Origin of the sequence: Parvimonas sp. oral taxon 393 str. F0440, assembly GCA_000223315.2 — a bacterium.
Lineage (GTDB): Bacteria > Bacillota > Clostridia > Tissierellales > Peptoniphilaceae > Parvimonas.
On the sequence record AFUS01000005.1, the window covers coordinates 304,421 to 320,021 of the forward strand.

At 26.6% G+C, this 15,601-nt stretch carries 11 protein-coding genes and 1 pseudogene; all 12 read right to left on the bottom strand.

The features are described from left to right. Positions 1-205: 205 nt before the first annotated feature. Positions 206-3,049 (bottom strand): helicase-exonuclease AddAB subunit AddA, encoded by a 2,844-nt coding sequence (gene addA / locus HMPREF9127_RS05915; protein WP_009448620.1) that lies wholly within the window; start codon positions 3,047-3,049, stop codon positions 206-208. After that, positions 3,037-3,990, bottom strand: a complete 954-nt coding sequence (locus HMPREF9127_RS09385; protein WP_009449090.1) for a UvrD-helicase domain-containing protein — start codon at positions 3,988-3,990, stop codon at positions 3,037-3,039. The genes addA and HMPREF9127_RS09385 overlap by 13 nt, the downstream gene beginning before the upstream one ends. Further along, positions 3,990-7,448, bottom strand: a complete 3,459-nt coding sequence (locus HMPREF9127_RS05920) for a PD-(D/E)XK nuclease family protein (protein ID WP_009448777.1) — start codon at positions 7,446-7,448, stop codon at positions 3,990-3,992. Before HMPREF9127_RS05920 ends, HMPREF9127_RS09385 begins: the two co-directional genes overlap by 1 nt. 106 nt (positions 7,449-7,554) lie before the next feature. Next, a complete protein-coding gene (locus HMPREF9127_RS05925; protein WP_009448652.1) occupies positions 7,555-9,387 on the bottom strand; it encodes an ABC transporter ATP-binding protein in 1,833 nt (610 codons plus the stop codon). Then, on the bottom strand, positions 9,377-10,099 hold the full coding sequence (locus HMPREF9127_RS09390) for an ABC transporter ATP-binding protein (protein ID WP_009449091.1): 723 nt from the start codon (positions 10,097-10,099) through the stop codon (positions 9,377-9,379). The genes HMPREF9127_RS05925 and HMPREF9127_RS09390 overlap by 11 nt, the downstream gene beginning before the upstream one ends. After that, the gene (locus tag HMPREF9127_RS09395) at positions 10,096-11,115 is read right to left on the bottom strand and encodes an ABC transporter permease (protein ID WP_009448833.1); all 1,020 of its coding nucleotides are present in this window, start codon (positions 11,113-11,115) and stop codon (positions 10,096-10,098) included. Before HMPREF9127_RS09395 ends, HMPREF9127_RS09390 begins: the two co-directional genes overlap by 4 nt. Positions 11,116-11,251: 136 nt before the next feature. Next, positions 11,252-11,914 (bottom strand): phosphate ABC transporter ATP-binding protein, encoded by a 663-nt coding sequence (locus HMPREF9127_RS05935; protein WP_009448510.1) that lies wholly within the window; start codon positions 11,912-11,914, stop codon positions 11,252-11,254. Then, positions 11,886-12,743: a PstA family ABC transporter permease gene (locus tag HMPREF9127_RS05940; protein WP_009449046.1), complete on the bottom strand. Its 858-nt coding sequence runs from the start codon at positions 12,741-12,743 to the stop codon at positions 11,886-11,888. Before HMPREF9127_RS05940 ends, HMPREF9127_RS05935 begins: the two co-directional genes overlap by 29 nt. After that, positions 12,730-13,593 carry a phosphate ABC transporter permease subunit PstC gene (gene pstC, locus HMPREF9127_RS05945; RefSeq protein WP_009448673.1) on the bottom strand — a complete coding sequence of 288 codons (864 nt, stop codon included), beginning with the start codon at positions 13,591-13,593 and terminating at the stop codon, positions 12,730-12,732. The genes HMPREF9127_RS05940 and pstC overlap by 14 nt, the downstream gene beginning before the upstream one ends. Positions 13,594-13,647: 54 nt before the next feature. After that, positions 13,648-14,580, bottom strand: a complete 933-nt coding sequence (locus HMPREF9127_RS05950) for a phosphate ABC transporter substrate-binding protein (RefSeq protein ID WP_009448520.1) — start codon at positions 14,578-14,580, stop codon at positions 13,648-13,650. Between the two features lie 113 nt (positions 14,581-14,693). Continuing rightward, a pseudogene (locus HMPREF9127_RS05955) lies at positions 14,694-15,337 on the bottom strand (HAD family hydrolase). A 51-nt stretch (positions 15,338-15,388) separates the two neighbouring features. Then, positions 15,389-15,595, bottom strand: a complete 207-nt coding sequence (locus tag HMPREF9127_RS05960; RefSeq protein ID WP_009448772.1) for a hypothetical protein — start codon at positions 15,593-15,595, stop codon at positions 15,389-15,391. Positions 15,596-15,601: the final 6 nt, after the last annotated feature.

The following is a 15,601-nucleotide window of genomic DNA, read 5'->3' on the forward strand; positions in this document are numbered from 1 at the left end:
TTACCCTTGAAAACATATATATTATACACCTATGTTTTTATAAAATCAAGAACTCAAATCACAATATTATAAGATTTTTTAAAAATTAATTCCTCTGTTTTAACTTAATATAATTACTGTCATCTTTATAATTTTTACAGAATTTTTCATACAAACATTTTTATCTCATTAAAAAATCAAAGTCAAGTTTTGACTTTGATTTTTACTAAATTTCAACAAATGCATTTATTCCAAATAGATATAATCCCTTTTTAGCGACTTTTTTTCCGGAAATGTCTTCAATTGCAGATTTATATAAATCCAATTGGACTTTGTATCTTGCCTTTACTTCTTCAATATTTTCTTTTGTTACATAATCCGTCTTGTAATCCAATAAAATCATTTCTCCATTTTCATTTTCAAAGAAAAGGTCAATTATTCCGACTACCATAATTTTTTCGTCTTCTGAAATATTTTCATCTTTAAATAGATTTTTCAATTTTATATTATAGTCAATGGCTTTTTCTTTAAATAATTTTTCAGATTTATTTGCAATATAGATTTCCTTAAAAATATCCGACTGAATAAATTTTACAATCCAATTAATATTTATCGTCTCTATTTCGTCCAAGCTCATAATATTTTTTTCAACAAATGAGTTTATTTGCAACTTTACTTCTTCTCTTATTTTTGAAATATCTTCTGTATCAAATTTTGAAAAGTCTAAGAGTTGCATTGCTAAATGGAAAATAGTTCCTTTTTCTGCAGAATTAAATCCGACTTTTTCTTCTCCTTGATGAATAAATGACGGAGTTTTTAAAGCAAAATTTTCTTTATAATATTTTTGATGTTTTTCTTCATCTTCTTCCTGAATCATCTTTTTAATTTCAGAAACAGTGATACTTGAAGGCTTATTCAAAACATTTTTATAAACATATTCTTTGTTAAATCTATCTTCCAAAAATTCTTTAACAGTTCGCATTTCTTTTTTAATTTCTAAAGAGTCGTTGTCTGAAATAATTTCATTTGTTTTAATTTCTTCTTTAATTCTTTGATATTCTATAAATTCCTCTTTTTTAGTATTTACATTTAATTGAAATTTCAAGTCTTCATTTCCTAAAAAGTTTTCTTCTCTTCCCAGACAATTCAAACTCTTTCCATAAACTGTAAGATTATCAATAGAGCTTAATATCCAATCAAGATAATTGTTTATTTTTAGAATTTTATAATTACTTATATTTCCTCTCTCATCAATTCCAGAGCTTATTTCTTCTTTTAAATTCTCATAATCTTTTACTCTTCCGGTTATTATAAGTTTTTCCTTTGCTCTTGTCATTGCAACATAAAGAAGTCTCATTTCTTCAGCAATTTGTTCGTTCTTTTTGAATTTTTCAATTTTTTTCTTCATAATGCTGTTGAATGAAGTTTTTTTATCCATATCATAAACAACTGCACCGAAACCAAGTTTTTGATGTAAAACCAAATTGCTGTCGTCAGCTCTGAAATTAAATTTCTTATTCGTATTCGCGAGAAATACAATTGGAAATTCCAAGCCCTTGCTCTTATGAACACTCATAATTCTAACTACATTCGCATCTTCAGAAATTAGTTTCGCCTCTGAAATATCACTTTTTAAACTGATTTTTTGAATATAATTTACAAAATTGAATAATCCTTTATAAGAATTTTTTTCATAATTTTTCGCCTTTTCGAAAAGTAACATCAGATTTGTTTTTCTCTGCTCTCCCATATCTAAAAGTCCGACATAATTATAGTATCCTGTATATTTGTATAAAAACCATATTAATTCATCAGCAGAAACTAAAGATTTTTTTTCTATAAATAATTTTAAGTCGGAAATAAATTTTGAAATTTTTTCTTTTAAACTTATTCTAATTTCTATGTCTTCATCTTCTAAAATTTTTATTAAAAGCTCATAAAATTTTAATTCTCTATCTACAAGTCTTATTTCGCTCAATTCTTTTGATGTAAAATTATAAATTGGAGAATACATTACAGAAATTAAAGGAATATCCTGCATAGGATTATCTATAATTTTAAGTAAATTAATTATTGTATCAACTTCAAAAGTATCAAAATATCCACCCGAACTCTCTGCATAAATCGGAATATTATATTCTAAAAATACTTCTTCCAAAATTTTTGTATTACTGCTTGGAGAACGCATCAAAATAACAATATCTTTGTAATCAACTTTCCTATAATCATCCAAATTTTTATCATAAACCTTAAAAGGATTTTCTTTATTGTTCATCATATTGTAGATTGTATTTGCAATTTTTATACATTCAAGTTTAAAAGATTTCATCTCCTCAAAGTCTTCTGAATATTCATCAGTTAAAAGTATCTCGTCTTCGTCCTCATCATCAGATTTTTCATCAACTAAAAGAATTTCAACTGCACCGCCGACATTTTCATCACTTTCCTTAAAACTTGCCATAGGGTTTAATCTTTCGTCGACAGTATAATCAAGTTCTCCTGTTTCTTTTTTCATTATTTTTGAAAAAATTAAATTTGTTCCCTCAAGAATTTCTTTTCTACTTCTAAAGTTCGCGTAAAGCATTATCTTTTTATTAAAACTGTCAATATCATCCTCAACTCTATAATAATTTTCATATTTTTCCATAAAAATACTTGGATCAGCCTGTCTAAATCTATAAATACTCTGTTTAACATCTCCAACCATAAATCTATTATTTTCTTTTGCAACTGCTGATAAAAGAATTTCTTGAACTAGGTTGCTGTCCTGATATTCGTCAATAAAAACTTCAGAATATTTTTCTTGATATTCCAAAGCTGTTTTAGACGGTCTAATATTTCCGTCTTCATCAATATCTACAAGTATCTCAAGTGCCAAATGCTCAATATCTGCAAAATCTACATAGTTAAATTTTTGTTTTCTCTCCCAAAATTTTTCCTTAAATTTAATTACAACATCGGAAATTGAACGAACATAAGGATAAATCAAATCACTTTCTCTCTTTATATTTTCTATATCTAAATTTAAAGTTTTAAGAGACTCTGAAATTTCCGACTTTATACTATCCAATTCTTTTTTACTTTATTATATATTTCTTTTACTTCTTCATCACATTTTGAAATTTTAAAACTTACAAAATTCGAATTTAAAAATTCATTAGTTGATATTTTAAGCTCATCAAACTTCGTATTGTCTTTTAAAAATTTCTTTAAATTTTCCTTTACGACAGACAAAGCATCTAACAAATTATTATACATATTTACATATTTTTCAAGTTCAGGATAATTTTCTATTTTTTTCAAATTATTTTTAATACTAAGTTCAAAAAATTCTAAATCCATATCTACATCTTTTGCTATATCCAAGATGTAATTTTCTAAATAAAAATCATCATCCTTTGTACTCGTATTAAAAAATTCTGCCTTTTCATTTAGCCAAATTTTTGGAAAAGGATGAGAATTCACAAAATTATTTACATTCAATAAAAGTTGTAAAAGTCCTTCATCCGTATTTTTCTTGGCATACCAGTCAACTAATCTCAAAAAGCTCTCATCATTATTTTCATAAAGCTCTTCAAATAATTCTTCCATAACTTCTTTGGCTAAAACTTCATTTTCACTTGGATCTATAACTTTTATATTGCTATCCAAATTTACCAAATGAGCATAAGATATCAAAACATCCTTACAAAAAGAGTCAATAGTTGTGATGTCAGCACCGCTAAGGAGCAGTAATTGTTTTTGAAGATGTTCATTTTCTTGATTTTCTTCAAGTTTTTTTTCAATAGCCTTACTTACTCTTTCTCTCATTTCAGATGCAGCCAATTTTGTAAAAGTTACAACAAGTAATTTGTTGATATCAATCGGATTTTTTTCATCTAAAACGAGCTCTATAATTCTTTCGATAAGTACAGCTGTTTTTCCAGAACCTGCTGCCGCAGACACAAGTAAATTTGTATTTCTACTTTCAATTACCTGTCTTTGCTCTTTAGTCCACTTTACTTCACTCACTATTTCTCACCTCTTTTCTCTTTATTTTCCAAATTCATTAATTCAAAAATCTCATTCGGTCTATCTTTTGTCAATAAGTTCTTAATATTATTATATTTATTATGCTTAATATCAAATCTGCAAATGGATTTATATTTACAATAATCACAAGGCTTTTTATTTTTATATCTGAAAGGTTTTATATCAATATTCCCTGCATAAATTTCTTCACAGATATCCTTAGTCTTATTTAAAACAAATTCATTTACAATTTCAAATTCATCAGTAGTTAAGCCCAATGTACTTGCTCCGATTTCTTGACCTTTTGACTTTAATTTAATAGGTAATATTTCAGAAGTCAAATTATCTGCATCCAAAGTCCTATCCAAATTCTTCAAAAGTTCCATATCCTTTATAACAAATCCTGTAAGTTTATTTTTCTTAAGTTTTTCACTATGATAACTTTCGTCGTTCATATCAAGCATTTTGGAATAAGTTTCAAATCCGACAAAATTTGTTGTAAAATCACTATAAAATAGTCCTGCAGGTTTATATCTTTCCTTATTGGAAGATAAAATTGCATTCATATAGACAAAAAGTTGTAGTTGTAGTCCTGCATAGACTTGATTTAAGTCAATATCTCTTTTTGAAGATTTATAATCAATAATTCTTAAAAAGTCAAAATTTTCTCCTTTAAAAACATCAATTCTGTCAATCTTACCGGCTAATTTAATCTCTTTTCCATTCTTTAAAGTATAAGTAATAGGTTTTATTGACTCATCTCCAAAAGCTGTTTCAAAACCTGTTGGAACAAAGTTTCCGCGTCTTACCTGTTCAGCCATAATTTCTATACTTTCAACAATATTTTTTTGTGTTATAGTTGAAAAATATTTATATTTTGGAGAGCTTTCAAGAATAAAATTAGACTTTTCAGACATTTTTTTAGTTAATTTTTCTACTTCCCTTTGGATAAATTCTCTATCAATTGTATTCCAATCAATATTATTTTCAAAAACTCCCTTAAAAAAGTCGTCAAAAATCTTATGACAATAAGTTCCATAATCTGCAGGAGAAAAGTCATAAACTTCTCTTTCCTTCGCTCTAAGTCCATAACTTATAAAATATGAAAAAGGACAACGCATAAAGTTCTCTAATTTTGAAATACTTACATTTCCACTTTCATAAAGAAATGAAGTATAATCTTTTATATTTTCTGTTTCTTTTTTGTAGTTCAATTTATCCTTTAAAATTTCAATCTTGTATTTATAATCTTTATCTTCTATCAAGAAATCAATTATTTCTCTAAAATTGAATTTGTCATTTTCACTCAATTTATTTGAATTTAAAGCCTCAATATTGGAAACTAAAATTTGATACAATCTCTCTTTAGAAAAAGTTTCAAAAATATCCATAATAGAAAAATCTTTTAAATAATCTATACTTACAACTTCCAAATTTCCAAAAATGAATTTAATTTTTTTCACAAATCTTGAAACTAAAAGGCTCTTTCCCTCTAAATCTGAAATTGGAAAAGTTATATACAATTTTTCTTTTGCAATGCTGAAAGTCTTATAACTCAAAAATTGTTCATCAGTAGTTTTTAGTAAATTGTTATTTGAAAAATTAAAGCCCATAGTTTTTAAACTTTCTTTTTCATTTTCACTGATTAAGTCATTATCCACTATGTTTTTCGGGAAGTTTCCATCATTAACTCCCAATACAAAAGCTATTTTTGTAGAAGGTTTTTTCATCCTGTCAACAGTTGTAATAAAGACTTCATCCTTTGAAGGTGGAACAATTCCAAGCTCAATATTTTCAAGTTCAGTCTTAATTAAATTTATAAATTTTGAGTAGGCAATCTTCTCCTCTCCCATAAATTCAACCATTTCATCCAAAACCGCTGTAAAACTTCCCCAAACTTGAGAATACTCTTTCGCCTTATATAAATTTCCTTCATTTTGGAAATTCATTACAAGATTGTTTATTCTATCAAAAAGTCCAATTTCCAAAGTGAATTCATATAAATATTTACAAATATCCTTTACAGTATTTCTACCTTTTAACTTATCATGCAAGTTTTTTATAGGAGTTATTACAATATTCTTTATCTCATTTATCTTTACAAGTTTTTCATCATCACTTTCTTCTTCAATACTATGAACAATGGACTTGTCCCAAGATTCATCAAACCAACGATTACCTTTTATTCCATTTGCAATTACATAATTTTCCAAAAGGAAAATATCTTCATCAGAAACTCCTGTAAGTCCGCTCTTCAAATATCTAAAAACAGAATCATAGGAATAATTTTTATCCTTCATATCCAAAATGGATAAAATTAGAATAACAATCGGATTTTCCATAATTGAAATCTTTTCGTCCAAGAAATAATCTATATTGTAATCGTCAAAAACTCTTTCTATTATATAAGAATATTCATCCAAACTTCTCATACATAGAGTTATATCATTATATCTATAACCTTTAATTTTAACCAATTTTGAAATCTCCTCTGCAATAAAGGAAACTTCATCATATATATTTTTAAATTTTAAAATTCTAATATTTTCAGAATCTTTAGAATATGGTTTTGGAGAAAAAGTACCGATATTTTTTTCTAAAAAAGATAAATCTTTAGAATTATAGTAGCTTTCATTTGAAAGTGAAATATTTTCAAGCAATGGAATATTATACTTTTCACAAATATTTTTAATATTCAAGATTGTTGAATTACTTCTTAAAAACATATTCATTTTTGAATGTAAGTTTTTAAAATCAGTTAAAAGAGAAAAATAAATATTTTTTGAAAAATATATTAGCTTTTCAATTACCAAGTATTGAGCAGGTGTAAAGTCCATATATTCATCAACAAAAATAGTTGCACCCTTGATACTTTCAAAATCGTCAAGTTTTTGGGCAAAAATATTTAAAGTATCTTCTGTATCAAAATATTTCTTTTCAATCAAATTCTCATAAGATTTATAAATATTGTATAAATCTTGCATTTTAAATTTCAAAGACTCATTTTTAACATTTTCTGTAAGTGAAAAAACATCTGAAACTGAAAAATCATTTTGTTTAAACTCTATTATCATATCCATAATATTGTTTACAAAACCCATTTTAAAATCATCGGACTTAAAAGTAATCAAATCCTTTGAAACCATATCCATAGCTTTAAAAGTCAAAAGACTTCTAGCACTTGTTGTAAGTCTTCTCTCCTTAAGTCCACCGACATTGGTAAAAACAATTTTACTTAAAGTTGAAAAACTTACAACTCTAATTCTAAAATTAGGATCAATATTTTTTTCATCTTCAAGCTTTTCACTTAATCCTTTTTCCATTTCATATGTAAATTTTTCCGGAACTAAAATATAAATAGGCTTTTTATCTTCTCTTTTTGCCTCTTCAAAGCAAAAATCTAAAATCTTACTAGTCCTATCTGCTCCAATTCTTCCTGTTATAAATCCAACTGCCACAATAATTACCTCTTTCAATCTGATATAATTATTTTATCATATTTTTATATAACAAAAAGATAGTATGTCAAAATAAAAAATTTTGCCACACTATCTTCATATATTTTTAATCTAATTCAAATTTCCCTGTGTATAATTGATAATATCTTCCTTGTTTTTCAATCAATTCATCATGAGTTCCCATTTCTAAAATTTCTCCATTATCCAAAACAATTATTCTATCTGAATTTGAAATTGTAGAAAGTCTATGGGCAATTATAAATACAGTTCTACCTTCCATTAAAACATACATAGCTTTTTGAACGACATTTTCTGTTTTTGTATCTATTGAGGAAGTAGCCTCATCAAGAATAAGAACAGGTTTATTCTCAAGTAAAGCTCTTGAAATTCCAAGCAACTGTCTTTGGCCTTGAGATAAGTTTTCTCCACCACTTCTTAAGACAGTATCATATTGTTCTGGAAGTTTTATTATAAATTCATGAGCTCCTGTTTTTTTACAAGCTTCAATACATTCTTCTCTTGTAGCTTCTAAATGCCCGTATCTAAGATTTTCTAAAACAGTTCCCGTGAATAAATTAGTTTCTTGTAATACAACTCCTACATTTTTTCTAAGGTCAGCTTTTTTTATTGAATTTACATTTATTCCGTCAAATAAAATTTCTCCACTATTTACATCATAAAATCTATTTATAAGATTTGCAATTGTTGTTTTACCACTACCAGTAGCCCCAACAAGTGCGATTTTTTCTCCTTGTTTTGCAGTAATATTTATATTTTTTAAAACTGTTTTTTCCTTATTATAACCAAAAACAATATTTTTTATATCAATATTTCCTAGAACTTCTACTTTTTCTCCATTTTCTTTTACAAATTCATATTTATCTTTTTCTTGTTCTATTTCAACTTTACCCTCATCTACCTCAGGCTCTTGGTCAATTAGAGCAAAAACTCTTTCAACACCTGCTAAACCCATAATGATTGAATTTAATTGCATTGAAACTTGGTTGATATTTCCTGAAAATTGCTTTGTCATATTTAAAAATGGAACTACTATACTTATACTAATTGCCATTCCTGAAAAACTTAAATTATATACATTAAAATAAATTAAAAGTCCTCCTACTATGGCTACGACAACATAAAGAATATTTCCAATATTATTTAAAATAGGTCCTAATATATTAGCATAAGAATTAGCTTTTTGAGAATCGTCAAACAACTTATCATTAACTTCATTAAATTTTTTCATTGACTCATCTTCATAATTAAAAACTTTAACAACTTTTTGACCATAAATCATTTCTTCTAAATAACCTTCAGTTTTCCCCAATGATTTTTGTTGTTCAATGAAGTATTTTCTTGAATGTTTACCAACATATTTTGTTACATAATACATGGCTACAACACCTAATAAAACTGTAAGAGTCATCCAAAAACTAAAATATAACATTATGCCAAAAACTGTTATAACAACAACTAACGATGCTAAGACATTTGGTAAACTTTGAGAAATCATCTGTCTTAAAGCGTCAACATCATTTGTATAATAACTCATTATATCGCCATGACCTTCAGTATCAAAATACTTCAAAGGAAGAGATTGCATTTTTACAAACATCTTTTTTCTCATTTGATATAGAGTTCCTTGAGTTAGTGTTGCCATTGCAAGATTATACACAGCTGTTAAAACTAAAGAAAGTATATCAACTGCAATTAGTATTAAAATTAACCCCATCATTTGTTTTGAAAAAACAGACCATGAAACTGAAGGATCTCTAGCTTCAAGTAAACTTACAATTCTTTGTATAAATAGACTTGGAATTGAACTAACACCAGCTGTAAATACTATTCCAACTAAGACTAAAGGAAAAAGTACAGGATAAGCTTCAAAAATTTCTTTTAAGACTCTTAATAAAGTTGATTTTTTATTATTCTTCATCTACAACTCCTCCTTGTGTTAAATATAAATCACGATATAATCCCTCTTGTTTAACAAGAGTTTCGTGATTTCCACTAGCTACCACTTCACCCTTTTCGATTACCAAAATTATATCTGCATTTTGAACGGATAGTATTCTTTGAGCAATTATAATTTTTGTAGTTTCAGGCATATAAGTTTTTAACCCTCTTCTAATCAATTCATCAGTTTTTGTATCAACAGCAGATGTGGAGTCATCAAAAATTAAAATTTTCGGTTTCTTAAGTAATGCTCTTGCAATACAAAGTCTTTGTTTTTGACCACCAGAAAGATTTGCTCCACCTTGTTCGATATATTCATCATAACCATTAGGCATTTTGTTAATAATTTCAGTTGCTTGAGCAATATTGCAAACTAAATCAAGTTCTTCATCAGTTGCACTTTTATTTCCCCATTTTAAATTTTCTCTTATTGTTCCGGAGAATAAAGTATTCTTTTGAAGAACCATACCTACTTCTTCTCTTAATAATTCAATGTCAATATTTTCAATATTAATATTGTCAATTAAAATTTCTCCTGAATTAATATTGTAAAGTCTTGGAATTAATTGAACTAATGTACTCTTTCCAGAACCGGTAGCTCCAATTATTCCAACAGTACTACCTGAAGGAATTTTAAATGAAACATCATTAATTACATTCTCTTTCGCTTCTTCTGAATATCTAAAAATCACATTTTTAAATTCAATTTCTCCACTATTAATTTTTTGTGCAATGATTTTTCATCTGATATAGTTGATTCCGTATTTAAAACTTCTGATATTCTCTTTGAAGATTCCATTGCCATTGTCAGCATAACAAGAACCATTGAAAACATCATAAGACTACTCAAAATCATAAAACTGTAAGTCATAAGTGCAGACATTTGCCCTACATTGAAATTTGGATTAACTCCTGATACTATAACATATGAACCCAAAAATAAAATCAAAACAGTATCTACATATAAACAAAATTGCATTAAAGGAGCATACAATGATATTATTTTTTCTGCAAAAGTAAAATTATCTTTTACATCAGTTGCAACTTTATCAAATTTCTTAATTTCAAAATCCTCACGAACTAATGATTTTACAAGTCTTATTGCCTTTATATTTTCTTGAATAGTATTATTCATATCATCATATTTATAAAATATTTGTTTGAAAATTTTCATCGCTTTTATAAGTATAAATGCGAGCCCAATTAAAAGTATTGGAACAACTATAACAAAAATAAATGCAAGTTTTCCACCCATAATAAATGACATAACAAATGAGAAAACAAACATAAAAGGACTTCTAATAGCCATTCTTATTGTCATCATATAAGCATTTTGAACATTTGTAACATCAGTTGTAAGTCTTGTAAGTAATGACGAATTAGAAAAAGAATCTATATTTTCAAAAGAAAATCCTTGAACTTTTTCAAAAATATCTTTTCTTAAATTTCTAGCGAAACCTGCAGATGCAACTGCACTTTTCTTTCCCGCTAATATTCCAAAAGTTAAAGATAGCATTGCCATTACAACAAGAATTAATCCTTGATTAAATAAATCTCTAATTGGAATGTTTGATCTTATTCCATTTACTAAATTTGCAAGAATAAAAGGAATTATACATTCCATAATAACTTCAAAGACAATATAAATAACAGACATAATCGAGTCTTTTTTATATTCCCTTATACTTTTACTCAATGTTTTTACCATAAACTTCCTCCGTATAATATGTACTAAAGAAAAAACTTAAATATATCAATACTTAAGTTTTATAAATTTCCGAACTAAAAATCTCATTATTATTGTATACCCAATTAAAGCAAATTTTTAACTTTTTATTTTATTTTTAAACTAATTTTTTATTTTCTATTCTAATTATTCTATCTGCTAGTCTATTTGCCTGCTTTTCATTATGTGTTGAAATTATTATAGTATATTTTTTTGAAAGTTCTTTTATAAGAGATTCAATTATTATGGAATTATTTTCATCCAAAGAAGAACAGGGTTCGTCAAAAATCAAAACTTCTGGGCAAGTTGTAAGCATCCTAGCAATACAAAGTCTTTGTCTTTGTCCCCCTGATAATTTTGAAGGAGAAAGGCTTAAATTGTCTTTTACCTCATCATATAAATTTACACTTTCCAATAAATTTTTAACTTTTTCCTTTTTGTTTTTGATTTTTCCCTCATAAAATTCCATTGCATAGGTAATATTTTTTTCTATTGAAAAGTCAAAAGGTTTAGAGTCTTGAAAAAGTGTAGAGATTTTTCTTTTTAATTCAATTGGTTTGATGTTTTTAATATTTTCTCCTCTAAAAAATACATCTCCCGTATAACTTCCTCCATTTTCAATTAAAAATCCATTCAAGCAAGAAAGTAAAGTAGATTTTCCTGAGCCCGAGCTTCCCATTATACAGATTATTTCATTTTCCTTTATATCTAAATTGACATCTTCTAAAATGCTTTTTTCTTCGTAGAAGATACTAAGATTTTTTATTTCTAATATATTCAACTATTTTACCTCCGATATTTCTCATTATTATTTCAGATAATAAATTTAATATTATTAAAAGTCCAATTAAAACCATTGCCGTAGCATATGCCTTTTCAGTTGCGACTGATTGACTAAGTAACATATGCAAATGGAATGGTAAAGCCATAATAGGATTAAATAATCCGCTCGGTTTCGCCATAAATACAACTCCAGTCAAAAGTAAAGGTGCAGTTGCCCCTATGGCATAACTTCCAGCTAAAATTGAAATTGAAACTATTTTATTGGAAATGGTAGGTAGAATTAACTTCCTACACATATAAATTTTATCAATTCCCAAAGCATAACTGTCTCTTATGCTTTGTCTGTCAAATTCCTCGATTAATTTTTCAACATTTAACTCCACAAAAGGAAAAACCATTAGTGAAAGAGCTATACTTGCTGTAAATAAACTCTTTGGAATATTTAAAGTTACTATAAAAAATCCATAGACAAAAAGTCCAATTATAATTGAAGGAATTGATGAAATACATTGAATAAGAAAACTCAAAAGCATTTTAATAATTTTTGATTTGCAAAAAATTTTATTGTAAATCGCAAAACAAATACCTAAAACTGTTGAAAAAAACATAGATAAAACCATCAATAAGAATGATCCTATTATCGCATTTCTTATTCCACCATCTACTCCAAGTGGCATTCCTTTAGGATTTTCCGTTAAAAATTTTATATTTATTCCTGAAATCCCATTAAAAAAAACAAAAGAAAATATCAAAAAAATTGCAGTCATAACTATAAAAATAGATGCGAAGGCAAAAAGTTTAATTAAATTATCCTTAAATCTTATCATAATTTCTACTCTTTCTGTTAATAATAAATAATAAAATATTAATGATTAAAACTAAAATCAAAAGTATAAATCCACTTGCAAAAAGTGCATAATAATGTTCACTATAGACTTCACTCATACCTATTTCAAGTGCAATAAGTGAAGGAATCGTCTGTGCCTTTGACAATAATTTTGGAAAAATCGGTGCATTTCCTATAACCATCATAACTGCCATTGTTTCCCCTATTGCTCTGGAGAATGAAATCATAAAGCCTGTTAAAATTGAAAAATGTAATTTCTTTAAAACTACCTTTCTTATAAAGTACTCCTTACTTATTCCCAGAGCATCAGAATCTCTTTGATACTTTTTCTTTATGAGTTCAATAGTTTCAATAAGATTTGAAACAAAATAAGGTAAAATCATTATTGATAGTATAATACTACCTGCTAACACACTTTCTCCTGCAGAGACTTTAAATATTTTTTCTATATTTTTTACAATTATAATCATTCCAAAAAAGCCGTAAATTATTGAGGGAATACCTGCCAAAATGTTTATAAGCCATATTAGTAACACTCTAAATTTTTTTGTATAAAAACATAAATATAAAGCAGTTCCAATAGCTATGGGAAGTGAAATTATACAAGCTAAAATAGAAATAAATACACTTGCTAATAGTATATTAAAAATTCCGAAACTTCCGGAAACTTCCGTTGCATCCCAAACTCTTCCAAAAATAAATTTTAGAAAATTATTTTTAAGAAAAAATGGTAATGACTGATTATACAAAAAGACTATTAGAGTAAACAAAAGTAAGATTGTAAATAATGTAAAAATATAGACTGTATATTTAAAAACTTTATTTTTCATAATAACTCCAAAAAAGAGGAATACTAAAAAGTATTCCTCAGTATTTTCTTTATATTATTTGCTAGGAATGAATCCCATACTTTTTATAACTTTCTTTCCTTCTTCTGATTGAAGTAAATCTACAAATATTTTTTCAGTTGCAGTTAATTTTCCACTTTTCATAATGATTAAAGGTCTTGAAATATAGTAACTGTTATTTAAAATATTTTCTTCAGTAGGTTCAACATTATCAACTTTCATAGGAATTAACTTTCCTTTATTTTGATTAGTTATACCGTAAGAAGCATATCCGATAGCATTTTTGTTTTCAATAATTTTTGAAACCAATGCACCCATTGAAGGAGCTTGAATTGCATCTTGTTTAACCTTAACATCTTTCATTATTTTCTTTTGGAAAACTTCATGTGCTCCACCACCTAAATCACGAGTTACAACTACAATTTCTTCATCAGGTAAAGATGGATCTACTTGTTTCCAAGTTTTATACTCTCCGGAGAAAATCTTTATGATTTCTTCTTTTGTTAAATTTCCATTTTTAGCTTTTAAAATATTATTGTCAGGATTAACACAAATACAAAGAGCATCAAGACCTAAAGTATAAGATTCTAAATCCTTAATCTTTTCTTTTTCTGAATCCTTAATATCTCGAGCAAGCATTCCGAAATTTGCAACTTTATCAAGAACTGCCTTAACCCCAGCACCTGAACCACCTGATGATACAAAAATTGTTATATTTTCTTTTGGCAATGAAGAATCAACCTTATCCCAAGTTGTATGTTTTTCAATAAAATCTGTAGCAATCTTATTGATTACAGGAGCTAAAGTTGAAGAACCGCTGAAACTGATTTGAGCATTTACAGTATCAGACTTAGTTTCAGTCTTCTTTCCATCATCTTTCTTTTCAGTATTTTGTTTTTGTCCTGAACAAGCAGTAAATAAAATACAAACTGCTAAAAGAACTGTTAATTTTTTTAAATATTTTTTCATAATATCCTCCTAAATAAATAACTACATCTATTTTACAACAAAGAAAATATAATGTAAAATAGATTTTCTTAATAGATATTTAGTATTCATAAGGAATTCTTATTGAAATTCTCTTAAATTATATTTTTAAAAAATTCTAAAACTTCTCCTAAGTTTTCAAAAATGTAATCTGCTTTTGTTTGATCTTGTCCGAAGAATTTATCTTTTATTGCAATTACTTTTATATTTGCATTTTTCCCTGCTTCTATTCCCCTCGTTGAATCCTCTATTACAAAAGCATCTTCGTTTGAAACTTTTAAAAATTCACAGGCTTTTAGATAGACATCTGGATTTGGTTTGCTTTTTTGACTTCATCAGAACTTACTATAAAGTCAAAGTATTCTAAAATTTCACAATCTTTTAGTGCCTTTTCAATTGTCTTTTTAGGACTTGATGAACAAACAGCAGTTTTTATTTTATGCTCTTTTAAAAATATTAAAATTTCTTTTACATAAGGATTTAAAATAGCTTTATAGTCTATAGGATTTTCTAAAAAATATTTCCTATTTTCTTCATCAATTTCAGAAATTGAATATTTTTTATTAAGCATCTCATAAAGTAAATTATATGTTCCTTCCATATTCGTACCGATTAGTCTAAAAGTATCTTCAAGTTTTCCTTTAAAACCTCTTTTGGAAATCCAGTCATAAGTTCCCTTCATATAAAACATTTCCGAGTCTATAATGACTCCATCCATATCAAAAAGTACAGCTTTCATATTATTTACCTCTATTTTTTAAACAATCATAATTATCACATATATATCTTATTAACTTTGTATAATTATCTTTATATTTTCTATTCTTTTTATTTTTATTGAATTTTTAATAATAAGACTTAAATTATCCAAAGCTAATATTAAAATCATCATTAAAAAAACTAAAAATCCGACTTTTAAATATGTTTTTAAATCTTCTGCTTTTGTAATATTGTTTTTTCCAATAAATAGAGATATTTTAACGGCTATGGATGTCAAAATTAA

What these genes read in the sequence shown, in the direction of transcription:
- HMPREF9127_RS05925 (WP_009448652.1), bottom strand. Translation starts at nt 9,387, where the DNA reads ATGAAGAATAATAAAAAATCAACTTTATTAAGAGTCTTAAAAGAAATT.
- HMPREF9127_RS09395 (WP_009448833.1), bottom strand. Translation starts at nt 11,115, where the DNA reads ATGGTAAAAACATTGAGTAAAAGTATAAGGGAATATAAAAAAGACTCG.
- HMPREF9127_RS05940 (WP_009449046.1), bottom strand. Translation starts at nt 12,743, where the DNA reads ATGATAAGATTTAAGGATAATTTAATTAAACTTTTTGCCTTCGCATCT.
- pstC (WP_009448673.1), bottom strand. Translation starts at nt 13,593, where the DNA reads ATGAAAAATAAAGTTTTTAAATATACAGTCTATATTTTTACATTATTT.
- HMPREF9127_RS05950 (WP_009448520.1), bottom strand. Translation starts at nt 14,580, where the DNA reads ATGAAAAAATATTTAAAAAAATTAACAGTTCTTTTAGCAGTTTGTATT.